Source organism: Streptomyces sp. NPDC048018 (genome assembly GCF_043202995.1).
In the GTDB taxonomy this organism is placed as follows: domain Bacteria; phylum Actinomycetota; class Actinomycetes; order Streptomycetales; family Streptomycetaceae; genus Streptomyces.
The window spans coordinates 58054-77306 of record NZ_JBIDBK010000001.1 but is presented as its reverse complement, the minus strand read 5'-3'; the positions used below and the strand labels follow the sequence as shown (position 1 = coordinate 77306).

The following is a 19253-nucleotide window of genomic DNA, read 5'->3' as shown; positions in this document are numbered from 1 at the left end:
ACCGCCGCCCAACGCCGCGAATTCGACTGGTCCAACCAGTTGACCAGTGCCCGTCGTACGTCCACTCTGATCGCCATGACCCAGGAACGCCAGGAACCCATCCGGCGCGAGGCCGTCTCCGATCAGCTCTACGCGCTGCTCCGGGACCGGATCCTCGCCGGCGCCCTCCCCGCCGGCGAGGCGCTCACGGCGGAGCGTGAGCTCGCCGCCGAGTTCGGTGTGAACCGCCACGCCGTCCGCGAGGCGGTGAAGCGCCTCCAGCAGGCCAGGCTCGTCGACGTCAGCCACGGTGGGCGGACCGTCGTCCTCGACTGGCGCCGTACGGCCGGCCTCGACCTCGCCGTCGGGATCGCGCGGGCCGACGACGACCACAGCCTCGACGGACTCGCCCGCGACGCACTGGAGATGCGGGCCTGCATCGGCGCCGACGCGGCCCGGCTGTGCGCGCTGCGGTGCTCCCCGGAGGCCGCCGCCCGCATCGTCGACGCCGCCGGCCGCTACGCCCAGGAGGGTCCCGACCTCGGGGCGCTGGGCGCGGCCGACATCGCCTGGTGGCGACTGATCGTCGAGGGCTCCGGGAACCTGGCCTACCTCCTCGCGTTCAACAGCCTGGTCAACGGCTCACTGCCGATCGCGGACGTGCCCGTGAACCTGCGGACCGCCGAGCTCCTCGACGTCGACGCCCACCTGCGGCTCGCCGCGCACATCGCCGCCGGGGAGGCCGGGCAGGCCGAACGTCTGGCGGGCGAACTGCTCGCCCGCAGCGTTCCCGTCACCGGAGAGGCGGTGCGCTGACGTGATACCCGCCGTGATGTACGCGATCCCTGCCTTCGTGCTGTTGGTGGCGGTGGAGGCACTGTCCTACCGTTTCCTCCCGGACGACGACGAACGCGGGTACGAGCTCCGCGACACGGTCACGAGCATGTCGATGGGAGCCGGAAGCCAGGTCGTCGGCCTGCCCTGGAAGGTGTGCGCGGTCTTCGCGTACGCGGCGCTCTACGCGCTGTCCCCCTGGGAGCTCTCGCCGTCCTCGGTGTGGACCTGGGCGCTGCTGTTCTTCGCCGACGATCTCGCGTACTACGCCTTCCACCGGGCCCACCACCGGGTGCGCGTGTTGTGGGCCAGTCATTCCGTGCACCACTCCAGCGTCCGCTACAACCTCTCCACCGCGCTGCGGCAGAGCTGGACGCCGATGACGTCCCTGCCGTTCTGGCTGCCGCTCGCGCTGCTCGGCATCCCGCCGTGGATGATCCTCCTGCAGCAGTCCGTGAGCCTCGTCTACCAGTTCTTCCTGCACACCGAGCGGGTCGGCACCCTGTGGCGCCCGGTCGAGGCGGTGTTCAACACGCCGTCCCACCACCGGGTCCACCACGGCTCGAACGACGTCTACCTGGACCGCAACTACGGCGGCATCCTCATCGTCTGGGACCGGCTCTTCGGCACCTTCGAGCCCGAGGGGGAGCGTGTCGTCTACGGGCTGACCAAGAACATCGACACCTACAACCCGCTGATGGTCGCCGTCCACGAGTACCGGGCCGCCTGGCGCGACGTACGGACGGCCGGGCGCTGGCGGGACCGGGCCGGGCATCTCTTCGGTCCGCCCGGCTGGGCCCCGAGGACGGGGGCCTGACATGGCGACGTCCGACCGTTCCACCGGCCCTCGCTCCACCGAGGGCGCCGTCCGCCCCGCGTCCCCGCTCCTCGTGGTCTTCGCACTGCTGGCCGTCGCGGAGATCACCGCCGTCGCGCGGGACTGGCCGGCCCTGCAGTGGGCCATCAAGCCCCTGCTCGCACCGGTGCTCGCCCTCCACCTGTGGCGCCGCACCGGAGACCGGTGGGCACGGGTGCTTGCCGGTCTCGGCCTCGCGACGGCCGGGGACGTGGCACTGCTGGTCCCGGGACCCGCCGCCTTCGGCACCGGCATCCTGTTCTTCCTCGGCGCACAGCTCTGCTGGATCTCCGCGTTCGTCGAGCGGGGAGCCGTGCCGTACCTGAGCGCCCGCCGTACGCTCGGCCTCGGGTACGCGGCCGTGTGGGCCGGAGCCGCCGTGGCGCTGGTGCCGGCCCTCGACCCGGCGCAGGCCGTCGCGATCGCCGTCTACGGTCTGGCCCTGCTGGGCATGGCCCTGGCGGCACACGTCATGGGCCCGCGCGCCGCGCTCGGCGGCGGTGTGTTCGTGCTCTCGGACCTGCTGATCGGCCTCGGCGCCGCGGGCCTCGACTTCACCGGCCGTTCGGTCCTCGTCATGACGACGTACGCGGCCGCCCTCGTCCTGCTCACCACGGCCTTCGCCGACGCCCGCGGCCCGGTCGGACGCGGCCGGGACGGACGGGGCTGCCGCCCCCGCGCACGGTGTTCCGGGTCCGGGCGCCGCCGGCGGGGGAGCGGACGGCGCGCCCTCGGGCGGTACCGGAACGAGGAGGGCGGGAGAGGGCGGTACGGGAACGGGCGGGGCCGGCGTCAGCGGCGGCGCGCGGTAGGGCCCACCGGGGGACGGGCGGGTCGCGGACGAGAACCGCCGCCGACCGGGTCCCCGCCGGGTCGCCCCCGGACCGGCAGCCGCCGGGGTCGGCGCTTCGCGGGTGGGCTCACTCGGACGCCGCGCTGGGGACCTTCAACGGGTCGCGGGGAGCCTGCTGCTTGCCCTTCTCGAGCTGCTCGCCGAGTTCGAGGAGGCGATTGCGGCCCATCGCCTTGCGGATGTCGGGGAACCAGTCCTTCTCCTCCTCCTCGACGTGGTGCCGCACCTGCTCCATCAGCACGGTCATCTTGGCCTTGAAACGCTCGTCCGCCGGATCCATGCCTTTGAGCTCGGACAGCATCCACACCACCGCGTGGTGCTCCTCGATGCTCTCCAGGACGTGGTCCTTGGTGTCCGGGGCGGCCTCGCGCGCGGCGGGGTAGAAGTACTGCTCCTCGATCCAGGCGTGGACGGTGAGTTCCTCGATCACCTCGTCGGCGATCCGACGCCGCTCGGCGATCTCCTCGTCCTCGGTCTTCTCGAACCGCTTGAAGATCTTCTCCACGGTCCTGTGGTCTTCCCGCAACAGCACGATGGCATCCAACAGTGATCTCCTCCTCGACCCGGAACGGCACGCGAGCGGTGTGCACCGCTGGTGGCCTCGGGGACGGCCTTCCCGTTCCGGCGACATGTCTCCCGCGCCACGGTGACCGGTCACCCGTCCCGGTGAGCGTCATGTCGTGGGCGTCTTCGAGCAGAGAGGCCCGTTCGGTCGGGCCGGGGGGCGTACACGAGCAGACGTCGTCGGCTCAAGGCCCGGTCGGCTCCAGCGCACCTGTCTGACCGAACAGCAGGGCGTAGTCCGGGGGAAGCCGGCGGAGGACGCGGGTGGCGAGCTCGCGCCCCGCGACCCGCGCCACTGCGCCGAGGACGGCTTCGGCGTTCCAGCGGGCGGTGGCGAGGCTGCCGTCGAACTCCCCGGCAAGGGCCTGGACGAAATCCGCGGCGCTCTGGGGTGTCAGAGCAGGGACCTGGGAGGCGACGAGCCTGGCGGCCTCCGTCGGCAGGCAGGCGGCGAGTTCGACACGCTCTTCTCCGACGAGCTGCCGTCCGAGACCGGCGAGGACGGGTCTCGCCACCGCCTCGGCACGCTCGCGCGTGGGAAAGGCCCCGTCGTAGCGGACCTGCTCGAGCAGCTCCGCGAAGGAGACGGGACGCGGCTTCGTGGCGGATGAGGCGGCGCGTGTGACGGTCTGTGGGGTCATGCTCGTCTTCTGGTCGTTTCGGAGCGCTCCAAACCGGAACACCTGCGGTCGGGTGTGCCCGGGGAGCCCAGAAGGCGTCCCGGCGACCGGGGGCGCCGGGGGCGCGCGGTACGGACGGGGGCGGTCGGGCCCGTTTCTCAGGCGGCCAGGCCCTTGTCTCAGCGGGTTGCCAGCACGATGGCGTACACCGCGAAGAACAGGGCGAAGACGAGTACCGCGAGCGCCAGGATCAGGAGAGGTCCCTTGGACCAGCCGGGCTTCGGCTTCCGGTAAGGGCCGGTGCCGGTTCCGGTGCCGGTCTCCGCGGGCGGGGTGTCGCCCGCCGGTACGCCACCGCCGGGCTCCAATCCCGTCGTGGTACGGGGGTCGGGGTCGGGATTGCTGGGGGTGGTCATGTGGCTCAACTCCTCGGCGGCCGGACGACCGGCCGCGTGTGACCCGCGCTTACCCGGGCGGGGGCGCGGTAACCAGCCGCCCCGGGGATCACGGATCCGGTGCGCCGAAGGGGCGTTCCGCCGCCGTACCCGGCGTTCACGACGCGTTCCGGTCCGGACACCGCCCGTCGCGTACGCCGACGCGTCGTTCCTAGACCAGGCGGCGGTGGCTCTCGGCCGCCACCTGTCCCAGCTGCCGCGGGTTCGCGCCCGCGAACGTGCCTGCCGCGGCGGCGAGGCGCATCTCCTCGAGGACGTCCGCCTGACGGCGTGCCCGGTCCAGCAGTCCGTCCAGCATGTCGTGTTCGAGTCGCGGGTCCACGTCTGCCACGCTTCGAAGGGCGGACCAGCAGGCGGCCTTGCCCTCCACCCCCAGACGCATGGCCTCCAGCTCCAGCACATCGCTCAGGGGCGAGCGGGAGAGCACCCGCCCGTTGAGTTTCAGGCGGCCGGCCCGTTCCCCCAGGGCGCCCAGCACCGCCCGGGTGCGGCGGGCGGGTACGCCGAGGGCCCGCATGATCTGCCGCAGGGTCTCCCGGTCCTCCGCGACCTCGTGCGCGAGGACGGACAGAGCCGCCTGCCGCGGCGTGCCCCGATGCTGGCGGGCGATCCGGCGGATCAGCGACAGACCGGCGGTGGACCCCGCCAGATGATCATTGAGATACACCGCCAGCAGCCGCTCGGCGTCCGCGGGCGGGGGGTTGTGCCGTGCCATGACCGCCGCCTTTCCCTTACGGGCGGCCAGGGGACCGCCGCCGAGAACTCCCCGCCACGCGCCTGCCCCACCATCCCGGACGAAAACCGGGGGCGCCCCGGGAGAAGACCGATGAGCGCCGGCGCGGTGGAGCCACGTAAGGCCGGCCGGGGCGTACGACGCCCGGAGCGCAAGCCCGCGGGCTCGTCGTCAGGGCGGCCGGTCCGCGCCTGTCGCGGGTGCCGCTCCCGCCCCGGAGCGACTTCGGACCCGCCTGGCGTGAAGACGCCCCTGTGCCCGCACGCCGGCCCCGGATCGCTGCGCCATACGGGAGTCGTCCCGGCCCGGTCGCCGACCGGGACGGAGCCGAGCCGCCACATTCGATGCCATGGACAACACCGCCGTCGTGGTCATCGACATGCTCAACCCCTACCAGCATCGGGACGCCGAGCTCCTGGTCCCGTCGGTCGGCAGGGCACTGCCCGCCGTGGAGCAGGTGCTGACCGCGGCCCGCGGCGCACAGGTGCCTGTCGTCTACGCCAACGACAACTTCGGCCAGTGGCGGTCCCACCACGGCGAGATCGTCGACATCGCCATGCGCGGCGAACATCCGGAACTGGTGGAGCCCGTCCTGCCGGACGACGACTCCCTCTTCGTGGTCAAGGCCCGCCACTCCGTCTTCTACGAGACCCCGCTCGCCTACCTGCTGGGCACGATGGACATCACCCGGCTGTTCCTGGTGGGCCAGGTCACCGAACAGTGCGTGCTGTACTCGGCGCTCGACGCGCACATCCGGCATCTCGAGGTCGTCGTGCCCAGGCGCGCGGTCGCCCACATCCACGCCGACCTCGCCGACGCCGCCCTGCGCATGATGGAACGGAACATGGGCGCGCACCTGATCGACGGAAGCGTGTCGTTCTAGGGAGTCCGTTCGTCAGGTGCCGTGTGTCGTACCGGGCGCCGCGGGTACTCGCCCGGCCATGAACGTGACGCAGGTGGTCGACACGGTCCTGGACCGGTCGGTCGCGCTCGGCTACGGCAGGCCAGGACTCCGTGTGCGGCGCCGTCTGCCCGGGTGGCCCGCCGACGGTGACCGCATGGACGGCAGAGTGGTTCTGGTGACCGGGGCCGCATCCGGGATCGGGCTCGCGGCCTCGGTGGGCTTCGCGCGGCTGGGCGCCGAGGTGCACGTGCTGGCCCGCAGCGAGGCACGGGCGCAGGAAGCTGCCCACCGCACGCGGGAACGGCTGTCAGGCGCCGCAGGACCGGTGCGCACCGCGGTGTGCGACGTGAGCAGCCTGGCGTCGATGCGCGACTTCGCCCGGCGCTTCCGCGAGGAGCTCCAGCGGCTGGACGTGCTGGTCAACAACGCCGGCGTGATGCCCGAGACCCGGCGGCACAGTCCCGACGGCGTGGAGCTCACGTTCGCCACCCATGTCCTGGCACCCTGGGTCCTGATCGACGAGCTGACGCCCCTGCTGGCCGCCGCGGCACCGTCCCGAGTCGTCAACGTCGTGTCCGGCGGCCAGTACGGGCAGGCGCTGCCGGCCGGCGATCCGGAGTCCGAACGGGACGAGTACGGCCCGAAGAAGATCTACGCCCGCACCAAACGAGCCGAACTCGTCATCACCGAGCAGTGGGCAGAGCGGCTGCGCGCGCAGGACGTCCACGTACACGCCATGCACCCGGGCTGGGTCGACACGAAGGGCGTGCGGACGTGGATGCCGGTCTTCCGGGCTGCGACCCGGCCGGTCATCCGCGACCCCGGTGAGGGAGCCGACACGATCGTCTGGCTGGGTTCGGCCGACGAGGCGATCCGCACGACCGGCCTGTTCTGGCACGACCGGCGGCCGCGACCCCCCACCTACGCCGCCGGACCCGGACGGGACGCCGACGCCACGCGTACGCAGCTCTGGCAGCACGTGGCGGAGCTGGCCCGCCGATAGCCAGGAGAACGACTCCGGCCAGACCCTGGAGGCGCTGGGGAGGACTCGGCCTGCGACGGTGCCCACGGGATGGGCTCCGACGCGTGGGGGCGAGGGGCCACACGACCGGCCGTGGGCTCCGGTCGGCACCGGGTACGCGGCGGACGGCCGGCGCGAGGGCGCCAGCCGGGTCCGGCCGCCCGCGGCGTGGGGCAGGTTCCCCCGACCGCCCGGCGTCGGTTCACCCGGTGCCGTCGCCCACCACCCGATTTCCCCGACGCGTCCTTTTGCCCGCCACGAATGCGGGTAGCCGGTCGGATGACGGGGGACGCCGCCCCGACCGGCGACCACCGGTCGCGACAGGACCGCGGCCGGCCGGGTCGCTGAGGCGCCGGAGCGTCCCGCGCCCGCGATCGCCTCGTGTCCGCCTCACCCCAGGGTGACCCGAGGGCATGCCAGCCAGCGAACGACTGCCGAAAGGTTCAGAGTCATGTCGATCAAGGTCTCCGACCATGTCCTCCAGCGTCTGCGCGACTGGGGGGTCGAACACGTCTTCGCCTATCCCGGTGACGGGATCAACGGACTGCTGGCGGCCTGGGGGCGGGCCGACGACAAGCCGCGCTTCGTGCAGGCCCGCCACGAGGAGATGGCCGCGCTCGAGGCCGTGGGCTACGCGAAGTTCTCCGGAAAGGTCGGCGTGTGCGTCGCGACCTCCGGGCCGGGCGCGATCCACCTGCTCAACGGCCTGTACGACGCGAAGCTCGACCACGTGCCCATCGTCGCCATCGTCGGGCAGACCCATCGCAGTGCCATGGGCGGCTCGTACCAGCAAGAGGTCGACCTGATGGCCCTCTACAAGGACGTGGCCTCGGACTTCTGCGAGACGGTCACCGTGCCCGAGCAACTGCCCAACGTGCTCGACCGCGCGATGCGCACCGCGACGGCCCGGCGCTCGGTGACCGCTGTGATCATCCCCGCCGACGTCCAGGACCTCGACTACTCGCCGCCCGAGCACGCCTTCAAGATGGTCCCCTCCAGCCTCGGGATGCCGCAGTACGCGCCGGTTCCCGGCGACGAGGACCTGGCACGCGCCGCCGAAGTGCTCAACTCCGGCGAGAAGGTGGCGATCCTGATCGGGCAGGGTGCCCGCGGCGCCCGGCAGGAGGTCATGGCGGTCGCCGATCGCCTGGGCGCCGGCGTCGCCAAGGCGCTCCTCGGCAAGGACGCCCTCGACGACGATCTGCCGTACGTCACCGGCTCCATCGGTCTGCTCGGCACCCGGCCGTCGTACGAGATGATGATGGACTGCGACACGCTCCTGGTGATCGGCTCGTCCTTCCCCTACACACAGTTCCTGCCGGAGTTCGGACAGGCGCGGGCCGTGCAGATCGACATCGACCCGCACATGGTCGGGCTGCGCTACCCGTTCGAGGTGAACCTCGTGGGCGACGCCCGTGAGACCCTGCAGCGGCTGCTGCCGCTGCTGAACGGGGGCAGGGACAAGCGCTGGCGCAAGAAGATCGAGAAGGACACGGCCCGCTGGTGGGACGTCATGGAACGGCGCGCCGCCGTGGACGCCGACCCGGTCAACCCCGAACACGTCGCCCACACCCTCGACGCCCTGCTGCCCGAGGACGTCATCCTGGCCGCCGACTCCGGATCCGCCGCCAACTGGTACGCCCGCCACCTGAGGCTGCGCGGCGCGATGCGGGGTTCGCTGTCGGGCACGCTCGCCACCATGGGGCCCGGCGTCCCGTACGTCATCGGAGCCAAGTTCGCCCACGGCGACCGCCCGGCGATCGCACTGGTCGGCGACGGGGCGATGCAGATGAACGGAATGGCGGAGCTGATCACCGTCGCCAAGTACTGGCAGGAATGGGAGGATCCGCGACTGATCGTGGCCGTCCTGAACAACCGGGACCTCAACCAGGTCACCTGGGAGATGCGCGCCATGTCCGGCGCGCCGCAGTTCCTGCCCTCGCAGTCGATTCCCGACATCCCGTACGCCGACTTCGCCCGGCTGATCGGGCTGCACGGCATCCGGATCGAGAAGCCCGACGACGTCCGGGGCGCGTGGGAGACCGCGCTGGCCGCCGACAAGCCCTGTGTGCTGGACTTCGTCACCGACCCGGCCGTGCCCCCGATTCCCCCGCACGCCTCGCTCGACCAGATCGAGGCCGCGGCGGCGTCCGTCCTCAAGGGGGACAGCGACCGGGCCGCCATGATCCGCCAGGGCTTCAAGGCGAAGGTCCAGGAATTCCTGCCCGGCCGCCGGCGCGCCGACGAGCGGGGCGCAGCCGAGGACGGCGCGTAAGAGGCACCGGGGTCGGGGAAGGGGCGGACACCCACGGTGTCCGCCCCTTCCCCGCCGGTGCGCCCGGTGAGCCGAGCGCCCGCCTGGGCCTGGCGTTCAAGCTGTCAGGATGAATAGACGCTCACGGGCGCGTGGCGCGGCCGTGGAGACGTGTGTGGTGGAGGCGGGCGGTGCCGGCATCCTCGTTGCGGGTGGTGGTGTCTCCGGCGCCGCCACGACCGCACGGGCCCGGACCGCCACCGCCGAACGGGCGAAGTTGCCCGCACCGCCTCGGTCGAATGCGCGCGTACCGCCCCGGGCGACCCCGGGGCGGTACGCGCGGGAGCTTCAGTGGCCGAGGGCGTTCTTCAGCTGCTGCTTGGTCATCGTCGAGCGCCCGTCGATGTTGCGCCTCTTGGCCTCCTCGTACAGCTCGTCCTTGGTCCGTTCGGACGAGGAGGAGCCGCCGCCACGGGACTTCTCCCCACCGCGCTGCGAGGCGGACTTCCCCTGGGTCGAGCTGCGGCTCGCCGTCTTGCTCTCCCCTGAACGGGCGCGTTCCTTGTTCACCGTGCGCGAGGCCATCTCCTTGGCACGTTCCCCGGACATCCCGCGCTTCTCGCCCGACTCCTTGATGTGTTCGTACTGACGTTCACGCTTGCCGTTGGATCCTCGGGGCATGACGGCACCTCTTCCTCGACGTCGGCATGGATGTCCCGGCCATGGTGCGTATGCCCCACTTTCCCCGCAAATCACCCACCGGTGCTTCTGTCACCTGGCGGACTCACGGCAGGGGCTTCCCGCCGGTGGCATTGACGATCTCGCCGGTGATGTAGCTCGCTCGGGGCGAGGCCAGGAAGACGTAGGCGGGGGCCATCTCCGCCGGCTGGGCCGGACGCCCCAGCGGGGACTGTTCACCGAAGTGCTTGGTGTCCGGCATCGTCGCGGGGATCAGCGGAGTCCAGACCGGCCCGGGGGCGACCGCGTTCACCCGGATCCCGCGTTCCGCGAGCATCTGGGCGAGCCCGTGCGTGAAGGAGATGATCGCCGACTTCGTCATCGCGTAGTCGAGCAGGTGAGGGCTGGGCTGGTAGCCCTGGACGGACGTGGTGTTGATGACGCACCCGCCGCGCGGCATGTGGGCCAGTGCCCGGCGGGTGAGCCAGAACATGCCGTACAGGTTCGTCTTCATCACCCGGTCGAACTGCTCCGTGGTGATCGCCTCGATTCCGTCGGGCTGCGACATCTGGTAGGCCGCGTTGTTGACGAGGATGTCGACGCGGCCGAACGCGCCGACCGTGCGGTCGATCAGGCCGGTGCACTGGTCCTCGTCCCGGATGTCGCACGGCACGGCGACGGCGGTACGCCCGGCCGCACGGACCAGCCGCGAGGTCTCCTCGGCCTCTTCGGCCTCCTCGGGCAGATGGGTGAGGACGACGTCCGCCCCTTCCCGCGCGAACGCCAGGCACACGGCCCGGCCGATGCCGGAGTCGCCGCCGGTGACGACGGCCACCCGGTCGGCCAGCAGGTCGTGGCCCTGGTACGACTCCTCGCCGTGATCGGGGCGCGGGTCCATGTCCTCGGTCGAGCCGGGATGCTGCTGGTCCTGGTCCGGCATCGGCGGGGTCGGATGGCGGTGGCGCGGGTCCGGTACGGCTGCGTCTTCCTGGTGGTTCATCGCAGGGTCCCTTCGTGCGGTTGCGGGCCAGAGGTCACGAGGAGGGGTACGCGGCGCCCTTGAGCAGCCGGGCGAGATGAGCGGTGTTGGCGGCGAGCGTCGCCGTCGTGGCCGCGGTCTTCTCGGGGGTCTTGTCGAGGTCCTGGTAGTCGGTGCCCTGCATGGCTTCGCCGACCCAGTAGGTGACCGCGTTGGGCGCGAGGGAGAAGCCGACGTCGTTGAGGCCCTGGAAGAGATCGGCGCTCACCTTGTGAGCCCCGTCCTCGTTGCCGACGACACAGACCCCGGCGGCCTTCCCGTAGGTCAGCATGCGGCCCTCCTCGTCGGTCTCCGACTGCTCGGCGTTCAGTCGTTCCAGGACGCGCTGGGCCACGCTGGAGGGATGCCCCAGCCAGATCGGGGTGGACAGGATCAGGATGTCGGCGTCCAGGACCGCGGACCGGATGCCCGGCCACGCGTCGTCCGCGCCCATGTCCGTCTCCACACCGGGCTTCACGTCGTGGTCGGCGATCCGGATGACCGAGCCTGTCACCCCCCGTGCGGAGAGTTCCTCCAGCACCTGCTCCGCGAGCAGCTGGGAGCTGGACGGAGCGGGAGACGGAGCCAGCGTGCAGACCAGGGCGACGGCTCGGAGCGGTGTCGTGTCAGGTGACGTCATACCCCCCGGCTACCCACACGCAGCGGACGAATCCTGTGAATCCACCACTCATGCCGAAGAGGTTCCGCCGCGGCTCCGGAACCCGCCTGGCCTGCCGCTCTCCGCCTCCCCGCAGGGGAGTGACCGGACCCCCGGCCATGGGAGGTGACCGGACCCCGGCCATGGGGAGTGACCGGGCCCCGGATGCACCGCGTAGCGCTGCTCTCACTCTCCGCCGGGTTCCGGCCTCGCCTCGCCGGGGTGGCGCGTCTCCCCGCCGCGGAACAGGCGCGGCGCCGTACTCGACGGTGCCGGTCGGCAGTGACGCCGGAGAGGGCGCGCCGGAGTCGGCGGACCGCGTCCTGTGGTCCGGCCGGTCACGTCCGCCGGCGCGGGGGCGCCACCGCGCCCTGTGTTCCCTGCCCGACGTGCAGCAGGGGAGGGCCGGCGGCTCCCGCCCTCCCCGCTCCGTCACTCTCTCGTCAGGAGGTCGCGCACGTCGGGTCGTCGATGGCGCTCACGGTGTAGGGCGGGCGGCCCGGCGGCTGGTCCAGCTGGCTGTTGACCACGTAGAGGCGGCAGCCGTGGCGTGCGAGGGTGGTCGGCAGGTCGAAGGGCTCCCCGGTGATGCGATGGGTGACCGTGCCCGTGCGCAGGTCGCCGTCGAGTTCGGCGATGTAGACGCCGTGCGGAGCACCGTAGTTGAGCACGGCGTAGAGCGTCCTGCCGTGCAGGACCATGCCGTCGGGGCCGAAGGACGTCTCGCCCAGACGCAGTTGCTCGACCTCCCTGTCGGCCGTCCCGATGCGCCACACCGCCTCCGTGCCGTTGGACGCCACCAGGAGGGCGGACCCGTCCTCGTTCGCGACGATGCCGTTCAACAGCCAGTACTGTGCCGGGAACTGCGGGAACGCGCCGCGGATGTCGAGCCAGGGCTCCAGCGGGCCGAGAGTGCCGTTCCGGATCCGTGCCCGATGGATGACGGGGTTGGCCCAGTCGGTCACGTACACGGCGTCCTCCGTCACGACCAGGTCGTTGAGGTCGGGCGCGCCGAGCGGTCCGTCGGCGGCGGTCCGGGTGGCCAGCAGCCGGCCGTGGCGGTCGTGGACGGTCAGCGTCGCGCCGCCCACGGACAGGACGCGCCCCCGGCGGTCCGTGTGGACGCCCAGAGAACTGGGGCGGTCCTCCAGGCCGCGCGCGGGGAAGGGGCGCAGGGTCGGGTCCCCGATCCGGCCGCGGTACAGGGCGCCGGTGCCGTCGGAGGAGACGTACATCGTGCCGTCGCGGGCGATGGCGATCCCCTCGGGCAGCACCCCCGGTTCCCGGGAGACGACGTAGGTGTCGGGCAGTTCCCGGGCCTGCGCCGGGCCGGGTGCCGCGCACAGGGCGGTGACCAGGACCGTGACGGCGAGGCAGGTGGTACGGACATGACTGCGGCGCATCGGTGACATTCCTCCGGTGAGAGGGCGGGCCGCCGGGCGGATCGCCCGGCGGGCATTCGGAGCCTGGCCTCTCGCTCCGCGCAACGCACTGCCTTTCACCCCTGTGCGAAAGGCTCCGGCGGGCCGATAATCGGTCGGCGTGATCCGCCTCCACTTCACCGCCGCCGACCTGCGTCAGATCACCCTCGCCCCGGTGCCCGACGCACTGTCGGAGACCGCCCTGAGTCTTCGCCTGCGCCACGCACCCGGCCCTCGTGGCACCGGCAGGCTGCACCCGGCGGTGGAGCGGTGGCGCCGTTCCCCGCGGGCAGGTGCAACCGCGCGGGCGGGCGTCCTGGCCGGGCTGGTCGCCGAGCGTGGCTTCGTACCGGATTTCCTCCTCCAGCCCGGGGCAACCGACTTGGACGACGCGCTCGACCTCGTCGCCGCCACACCGGCGGCGCGGTTGGCGACGGATCTCGGGATCCCGGACGCCTCCGGCTGGAACGGCGGCCTCGTCCGCCCCGGCGGCTGGGCCCACGAACTCGCCCAGGGATCAACGGCCGCACGGCGTGCCCTGGCAGAGGACGCGCGCCGTCACTTCGACGAGTCGGTCGGTCCCGTGTGGCCGAGGATTCGCAGGGACGCCGCGACCGATCGCGCGGTGCGGGCCGAGATGCTGCTGCGCGGCGGCGTCGACGCCCTGCTGACCACCCTGGGGACGACCTGGCGATGGCAGCCGCCCGCGCTGCACCTCCCCTCGCCCTCCACGTACGACATCCCGCTGTGCGGTCGCGGACTGCTGCTCGTGCCCTCGTGGTTCGCCACCGGACCTCTGGTGATGTACCGCCCCGAAGCGGCGACGGTCCTGGTCTATCCCATGTGCCGTGGAGAAGGGCCGGACGACCGGCCGGAGGCTCTGGGGGCGCTGCTGGGCCGGACGCGGGCGAAGGTCCTCGCGCTGCTGCGCACCCCCGCCACCACCACGACCCTCGCCGATCGCGCCGGCGTCTCCCTCGCCGCGGCCAGTCAGCACGCGGCCGTGCTGCGCGGTGCCGGGCTGATCGACACCGTACGGACCGGCACCGCCGTGCTCCACAGCATCACGCCCCTGGGGCACTCCCTGCTGGCCGGGGCCTGAACGGGCGTGGACACCCCGGCCCGGCCGGAAGCGCTCCCCGGATCACGCGGAGGGGGAGAGCTGTTCGCGTACCCACGCGGGATCGGGGTTGGTGTGCGCCCGGCCGGCGACGACGACGGTCGGCACGGTCTCGTCTCCGTCGTTGGCGGCTCTCACCGCCGCGGCTCCTGCCGGGTCGCGCCAGATGTCGACCCAGTGCAACCCGCCGGCGCTGCGGCCCAGCCTGATGCGCAGTCGCAGGCAGTACGCGCAACCCGGCCGCCAGTACACGACCGGCCGGCCGTCGACCGCTGCACGGCGCTCCGCCTCCTGCACACCGACCGACCTCGGGAAGATCAGGGGCGAGTTCACGCCGGCGAGCGCCAGAAACGCGAGCAGGAGTGCTGCGGCCGTGCCGGGGCTCCCCTGGAAGAGCTGTCCGACCGCGACGACCGAGCCGCTGAGCACGAGCAGGGTCGGCAGGATCCAGGCACGCATCATGGTGGTGCATGCTATCGCCGCGCCGCCGTGCTCCCCGGCGCAGGTCGCCTCCCTGGTGTGCTCGTCGGCCGCCGAGGCACGTTCGGGCTCCCCGGGCACGTCCCCGCGCGACGGGCCTCGGCGGCGTCGCGGGTCGCACGGCGCTGAACGGTGCGACGCTTCAGGCGACATAGATGGGCAATCCGCCGCAGACCTGACCGTCCCGCGCCCCTCGACGTACGTCCGGTGGCACGGTCTACGGCGGTGGCCGAAAGCCGCCCATCCGCTGCTCGAGCAGTTCGGCCAGCCGCAGCGGAGTGCGGTCCTCGAACGCCGGGCCGATGAGTTGCACGCCCACCGGCAGGCCGTCGGGGGACAGGCCCGTCGGTACGGCGGTGGCGGGCAGGCCGGGCATCGTGGCCACACCGGCCCAGACCAGCTGGTCGAGGTAGGGGTACGCGACGCCGTCGATGTCGAGCCGGCGTTCCAGCAGATCGGGGTGCTGGTCGTGCCGGAACGCGGGAGTCGGCGTGATCGGACACACCACGGCGTCGAACTCGGCGAAGAGCTGCCGCCAGCCGTGACGGTGAAGCTCGCGACGGGCGTCCGCCTCGATCCAGTCCCGGTGGCTGAACACCATCCCGCGCAGCCGCGCCGCGCCGAGACTCCCGTCGTCCGCTCTCAGCCCGGCGGCGCGGACCCGTATCTGCTCGTACATCTCGACGGGAACGCGGGCACCGGACCCCGAGAACAGCAGGTGCATGTAGAGCGTGGCGGCTTCGGCCAGGTCGGGCAGCAACGGCGTGCGCCGTTCGACGCGGGCGCCGCCGTCGACGAGAACGTCGGCCACCCGGTGCACACCGGCCCGGACCGCGGACCCGACCGGAAGCAACGGATGCTCGTCGAGGACGAGGACCCGGAAGTCGCTCAACCGCCGGTGGCGCGCGGGCGGCAGCCTCAGGTCGTGCGCCACGCCGCGCGTCAGCGGGTCGGGCCCGGACATGACGTCGAGCAGGAGCGCGAGGTCGCGGGCGGTGCGCGCCATCGGGCCGACGACGGCGAGGTCGAGGTCGGTCGGCAGGGCCGGGGTGGTGGGCGGGACCATACCGCGGTTCGCCACCAGCCCGAGCGTCGGCTTGTGCGCGTAGACACCGCAGAAGTGCGCGGGGGTGCGCAGCGAACCGCCGATGTCCGAGCCGATGGACAACGCCCCGAACCCGGCCGCGAGCGCCGCCGCCGAGCCACCGGACGATCCGCCCGGGGTGCGGGCATGGTCCCACGGGTTGTTGGTGGTGCCGTAGATGTCATTGAAGCTCTGCAGATCCTGCAGCCCCAAGGGCACGTTGGTCTTGCCCAGCACCACCGCCCCGGCGGCCCGGAGCCGCGCCACCTGTACCGCGTCCGCCGCCGGCACGAAGTCCCGGTACGCCGGCACGCCCCAGGTCGTGGGCAGCCCGGCGACGTCGTAGGACTCCTTGACCGTCACCGGAACGCCGAGCAACGGCCGGTCCTCGCCGCGGGCGCGCGCCCGGTCGGCGCTGCGCGCCGCGGCGCGGGCACGGTCGAAGTCCGGTACGCAGATGGCGTTGATCGCCTTGTCGTCCCGCTCGATCCGAGCGATCGCCGCGTCGGCCAGTTCCACCGACGTCACGTCACCGGCACGTAAGGCTGCCGTGAGTTCTTCCGCGCTTCGAAGGTTCCCGTCCATGGCCCGGACCGTACCGGCCTCCTGGAGAGGCCACGAAACGCCGGTTCGCGCAACGGGCCGGACCGGGGCGGATCCGCGGCACCGGCGCTGGGTTCAGGTGAGGACGTTGACGGCGCGTGCGATGACGAGTCCGAGGATGAGGAGCGAGACGAGGGACTGGACGGCCATGGCGATCTTGGCCCAGGGGGCGAGGGGCATGACATCAGTGGGACTGAAGGCGGTGGCGTTGGTGAGGGCCAGGTACAGGTAGTCGATGTACTGGGGGCGCCAGTGGGCCGGCGCGAGGCCGGGAGTGAGCTGTTGGGGGAAGGCGAGGGCCGGGTGGGTGGGCATGCGGTGGGCCCGGGCTGCCGCGCCGCCGCCGTCGAGGTCGAAGTAGAGCAGGGAGAAGGCGAGGACGGTTCCGGCCCAGACGGTGGATCCGCTCTGGAGGAGGCTGGTCGCGGACGCCGTCTCCTTCCCGTTGTGGACGATGTCGTCGATGAGCTGGATGGTCGACCAGACGGAGCCGAGCGCGAGGACGCCGACGAGGGCGATGGACACGGCCCGCAGGGCGGTGGAGCGGCGGTCGATCCGGCCGGGATCGCCCACGATGAGGGTGACGAGCAGGAGTCCTTCGAGGGCGGGGAGCACCCAGGCGGGCGCGAGGCGCAGATCGTCCGGCAGGAGCAGGGTCAGTGTCATGGCCACGATGACGGCGAGTGCCATCGGCCACCGCGGCTCACCGACCGTCTCGGCGTCCGGCGGGGTCTCGGGGTGTGGGGGAGCGTGATGTCGGGTCACGGCGGTCTGCTCCCTGTCGTCGTCGGCACGCGCCGGTCGGCATGCGTGGCCCCTCACTTCACTACGGTCTGCCGCGCCGTGCACCGTTCGGGGGGCCGGCCGGGCCAACCGGACTCCCGGAACGGGCGACGCGCCGGCACGGATCGTTACGGAGCGGACCGCGCACGCCGGCGCACGGCGTCGGGTACGGACCTGCCGGGCAAGCGGGCTCCGGCGGGCGGCAGCCGGACGACCGCTCCGCGGAAAGGACTCCGCAGCGGCGCGAAGGCGAAGGTGAGTACCCGGCGGGACTGCCCGGCCGTGGGTCCGGCTCGTCGACGGGGCCGGCGAGCGCCGGCTGGCCAGGCCGCGTCAGTTGTCCGGCACGGAGGCCGTGTTCAGGCTGGTGGTGGCCTGTCGGTCGGGGGCGGGCGGCGCGGCGGGCCGGCCCGTGGCGGTCAGGAGTGTCGCGGCGAGCGCCCCGGTGATGACGAGGCCTGCGGCGGTGCGGTGTCGCGCCTGGTGTTCGGCGGCGGGGCGGGCGGTGCGGCGGTGTTTAGGCATGGGAGAAGTCCTCGCTGTGGATGCGGCCGGCCGGCACTCCGGCGCGGATCAGGGATGTGGTCGCTGCTCGGGCCATGGCCGGCGGTCCGCAGAGGTAGACGTCGTGGGCGGTGAGGTCGGGCACCAGATGGTGCAGCGCGCTGGGCGCGAGGGGGTTGTACGCGTCGTCGGAGCGGCCGAGGAGGTAGTGCAGCGCGGCGTGCCGCTTGCGGGCGATGTCTTCCAGCTCCTCGCGTAGGACGAGGCTGTCGGCGTTGGACGCCCGGTAGAGGAGGGTGAGGTCGCCGGGGCCGCCGGGCAGGGTTTCGAACAGCGCACGCAGGGGGGTGATGCCGACACCGCCGGCGAGCAGGAGCACCTTGCGACGGGTGCGCCGGTGGGCGGTGAGAGCTCCGAAGGGTCCGGTGGCGACCACCCGCGTGCCGGGGCGCAGCCTGCGGACGCGGCGCGTGTGGTCGCCGAGCGCCTTCACCGTGATGCGCAGCGTGTCGTCGCGGACGGGCGCGGAGAGCGAGAACGGCAGGGCGGTGGAGCGCAGGCCGTGCTGCAGGAAGCGCCAGCGGAAGAACTGCCCCGGTTCGGCCCGCAGTTCCGCCAGTCCCTTGCCCCGGACGAGTACGGAGACGGTGTCGGGACCTTCCTCGACGATCTCGGCGACGCGCAGGTCGTGCCGCAGCGCCCGCCGGAGCGGGACGATGATCCGGTACCAGACGAGAACGACGGCGACCGTGGCATGGGCCATCGACCAGATCCAGGCGGTCAGCACGTTGTCGGCCAGGTCGGGCCCGGCCAGCTGGTGGGCGAAGCCTGCCGCGACGGCGAGATGACTCAGGAGATGCAGCCGTCGCCACGTCTCGTGCCGGATCCTGCCCCGGACGGCCCGCGCGGACGTGACCCCGACCGCGGCGAACAACAGCGCGCCCACGCACGCGGCGGCGATCCAGGGATACCCCAGCAGGCCGCCGACCGCCGCCACCAGGTCGGCGCCGGTGTGAACGGTGTACCCGCACAGGGCCAGCAGCCCGTGCGCGGCGACGAGCCCCAGGACGTGGCGCCCACCGCGTGCGTGCCAGCGGGCGAGCCGGTCGGCGCCGACACCGTGCTCGACCGCCGGAACCCGCGCCATCAGCACGAGCATGACCAGAACCCCGTACCCCGCGAGCAGACCCGTCAGGTGCGCCCCGCTCGCGAAGACCGCATCGAGCCGAGCGGACGGCCGCGCCTGCACGCCCCAGCCGAGCGCGACCGCCCCCGCACCCACGACGACCGCCCCGCGCAGCCGGGCCGGCGCGACGCGGGGCTGTCCCGACGGCGGCCGAGTCGGTCCGCCCGGCCGCCCCGGCCGACCCGGGCGCGTCCGCCGACCCGGCCGCGTCCGCCGGGTCGACCGGACCGGTCGACCCGGCTGCGCGGACGGCGGGCACGGCGCGGGCCGGACCGATGGCGCAGCCGGTAGGGGAGGGACGGGTGGGACGGGCGCAGGCTGCTCCGGTGCCGCCATCGGCACGGTGAGCGGGGTGTAGAGGGGGTGCGGGGTCTCGGTGGTCACGTCCGGCACCCTAGGACCGCACCCACCCGCGAACCGGCCGATCAGAGCCGTCCGACCCCACCCTTAAGGCACCCTTGAGCAGGCCCTCACGACCGGTTAAGCCCCGGCCGTGGAGACCCCGTTCCGGGCACGCCGGGGACCGGCCCCCGACCCGTGACGCCGGACGCCGGCTCTGCCCCACCCCACCGTCGGCGCAGCCGACCGGGCGGCACGCCTCCGGCACCGGCGACCGGGCAAGACGCCCGCCCCGCCGGGCCCGAC

Annotated in this window: 19 protein-coding genes and 1 pseudogene; 7 read left to right on the top strand and 13 right to left on the bottom strand. The window is 72.8% G+C overall.

Annotation, left to right across the window (positions count from 1 at the left end; genetic code table 11):
• Positions 1 to 75 precede the first annotated feature (75 nt).
• From ACGF1Z_RS00370 to ACGF1Z_RS00360, 3 genes and pseudogenes are all read left to right on the top strand, one after another.
• A complete protein-coding gene (locus ACGF1Z_RS00370; protein ID WP_392998260.1) occupies positions 76 to 795 on the top strand; it encodes a FadR/GntR family transcriptional regulator in 720 nt (239 codons plus the stop codon).
• A gap of 16 nt (positions 796 to 811) precedes the next feature.
• The gene (locus ACGF1Z_RS00365) at positions 812 to 1630 is read left to right on the top strand and encodes a sterol desaturase family protein (RefSeq protein ID WP_392998258.1); all 819 of its coding nucleotides are present in this window, start codon (positions 812 to 814) and stop codon (positions 1628 to 1630) included.
• Between the two features lies 1 nt (position 1631).
• A pseudogene (locus ACGF1Z_RS00360) lies at positions 1632 to 2273 on the top strand (lysoplasmalogenase family protein); the annotation flags it as partial.
• Between the two features lie 316 nt (positions 2274 to 2589).
• Here the strand turns inward: ACGF1Z_RS00360 and ACGF1Z_RS00355 are convergent.
• The 4 genes from ACGF1Z_RS00355 to ACGF1Z_RS00340 all read right to left on the bottom strand — a co-directional run bounded on the left by ACGF1Z_RS00355 (position 2590) and on the right by ACGF1Z_RS00340 (position 4876).
• The gene (locus tag ACGF1Z_RS00355) at positions 2590 to 3066 is read right to left on the bottom strand and encodes a hemerythrin domain-containing protein (protein ID WP_392998256.1); all 477 of its coding nucleotides are present in this window, start codon (positions 3064 to 3066) and stop codon (positions 2590 to 2592) included.
• A 205-nt stretch (positions 3067 to 3271) separates the two neighbouring features.
• Positions 3272 to 3727, bottom strand: a complete 456-nt coding sequence (locus ACGF1Z_RS00350) for a DUF2267 domain-containing protein (RefSeq protein ID WP_392998254.1) — start codon at positions 3725 to 3727, stop codon at positions 3272 to 3274.
• 158 nt (positions 3728 to 3885) lie between these two features.
• On the bottom strand, positions 3886 to 4122 hold the full coding sequence (locus ACGF1Z_RS00345) for a DUF6480 family protein (RefSeq protein WP_392998252.1): 237 nt from the start codon (positions 4120 to 4122) through the stop codon (positions 3886 to 3888).
• A 190-nt stretch (positions 4123 to 4312) separates the two neighbouring features.
• Positions 4313 to 4876, bottom strand: a complete 564-nt coding sequence (locus ACGF1Z_RS00340; RefSeq protein WP_392998250.1) for a hypothetical protein — start codon at positions 4874 to 4876, stop codon at positions 4313 to 4315.
• A 367-nt stretch (positions 4877 to 5243) separates the two neighbouring features.
• Between ACGF1Z_RS00340 and ACGF1Z_RS00335 the strand changes: the two genes are divergently transcribed.
• From ACGF1Z_RS00335 to ACGF1Z_RS00325, 3 genes are all read left to right on the top strand, one after another.
• Positions 5244 to 5777, top strand: a complete 534-nt coding sequence (locus ACGF1Z_RS00335; RefSeq protein WP_392998248.1) for a cysteine hydrolase family protein — start codon at positions 5244 to 5246, stop codon at positions 5775 to 5777.
• Positions 5778 to 5835: 58 nt separating this feature from the next.
• On the top strand, positions 5836 to 6801 hold the full coding sequence (locus tag ACGF1Z_RS00330; protein WP_392998246.1) for an SDR family NAD(P)-dependent oxidoreductase: 966 nt from the start codon (positions 5836 to 5838) through the stop codon (positions 6799 to 6801).
• A 469-nt stretch (positions 6802 to 7270) separates the two neighbouring features.
• Positions 7271 to 9094: a thiamine pyrophosphate-requiring protein gene (locus ACGF1Z_RS00325; protein ID WP_392998244.1), complete on the top strand. Its 1824-nt coding sequence runs from the start codon at positions 7271 to 7273 to the stop codon at positions 9092 to 9094.
• Between the two features lie 327 nt (positions 9095 to 9421).
• Here ACGF1Z_RS00325 and ACGF1Z_RS00320 read toward each other — a convergent pair whose 3' ends face one another.
• The 4 genes from ACGF1Z_RS00320 to ACGF1Z_RS00305 form a co-directional block, all read right to left on the bottom strand.
• Positions 9422 to 9754 carry a plasmid stabilization protein gene (locus tag ACGF1Z_RS00320; RefSeq protein WP_392998242.1) on the bottom strand — a complete coding sequence of 111 codons (333 nt, stop codon included), beginning with the start codon at positions 9752 to 9754 and terminating at the stop codon, positions 9422 to 9424.
• A gap of 103 nt (positions 9755 to 9857) precedes the next feature.
• Positions 9858 to 10751, bottom strand: coding sequence for a glucose 1-dehydrogenase (locus tag ACGF1Z_RS00315; RefSeq protein WP_392998240.1), 894 nt, complete (start codon positions 10749 to 10751; stop codon positions 9858 to 9860).
• A 34-nt stretch (positions 10752 to 10785) separates the two neighbouring features.
• The gene (locus ACGF1Z_RS00310; RefSeq protein WP_392998238.1) at positions 10786 to 11409 is read right to left on the bottom strand and encodes a flavodoxin family protein; all 624 of its coding nucleotides are present in this window, start codon (positions 11407 to 11409) and stop codon (positions 10786 to 10788) included.
• Positions 11410 to 11870: 461 nt separating this feature from the next.
• On the bottom strand, positions 11871 to 12830 hold the full coding sequence (locus tag ACGF1Z_RS00305) for a hypothetical protein (RefSeq protein WP_392998236.1): 960 nt from the start codon (positions 12828 to 12830) through the stop codon (positions 11871 to 11873).
• Between the two features lie 139 nt (positions 12831 to 12969).
• On the opposite strand from ACGF1Z_RS00305, the gene ACGF1Z_RS00300 reads away from it, so the two are divergent.
• Positions 12970 to 13950, top strand: a complete 981-nt coding sequence (locus ACGF1Z_RS00300; RefSeq protein WP_392998234.1) for an ArsR/SmtB family transcription factor — start codon at positions 12970 to 12972, stop codon at positions 13948 to 13950.
• A gap of 42 nt (positions 13951 to 13992) precedes the next feature.
• Here ACGF1Z_RS00300 and ACGF1Z_RS00295 read toward each other — a convergent pair whose 3' ends face one another.
• The 5 genes from ACGF1Z_RS00295 to ACGF1Z_RS00275 all read right to left on the bottom strand — a co-directional run bounded on the left by ACGF1Z_RS00295 (position 13993) and on the right by ACGF1Z_RS00275 (position 18944).
• Positions 13993 to 14430 (bottom strand): glutaredoxin domain-containing protein, encoded by a 438-nt coding sequence (locus ACGF1Z_RS00295; RefSeq protein ID WP_392998232.1) that lies wholly within the window; start codon positions 14428 to 14430, stop codon positions 13993 to 13995.
• A 235-nt stretch (positions 14431 to 14665) separates the two neighbouring features.
• The gene (locus ACGF1Z_RS00290) at positions 14666 to 16117 is read right to left on the bottom strand and encodes an amidase (RefSeq protein ID WP_392998230.1); all 1452 of its coding nucleotides are present in this window, start codon (positions 16115 to 16117) and stop codon (positions 14666 to 14668) included.
• A 93-nt stretch (positions 16118 to 16210) separates the two neighbouring features.
• Positions 16211 to 16900: a hypothetical protein gene (locus tag ACGF1Z_RS00285; RefSeq protein WP_392998228.1), complete on the bottom strand. Its 690-nt coding sequence runs from the start codon at positions 16898 to 16900 to the stop codon at positions 16211 to 16213.
• A 351-nt stretch (positions 16901 to 17251) separates the two neighbouring features.
• On the bottom strand, positions 17252 to 17443 hold the full coding sequence (locus tag ACGF1Z_RS00280) for a hypothetical protein (RefSeq protein ID WP_392998226.1): 192 nt from the start codon (positions 17441 to 17443) through the stop codon (positions 17252 to 17254).
• On the bottom strand, positions 17436 to 18944 hold the full coding sequence (locus tag ACGF1Z_RS00275) for a ferric reductase-like transmembrane domain-containing protein (protein ID WP_393000245.1): 1509 nt from the start codon (positions 18942 to 18944) through the stop codon (positions 17436 to 17438). The genes ACGF1Z_RS00280 and ACGF1Z_RS00275 overlap by 8 nt, the downstream gene beginning before the upstream one ends.
• Positions 18945 to 19253 lie beyond the last annotated feature (309 nt).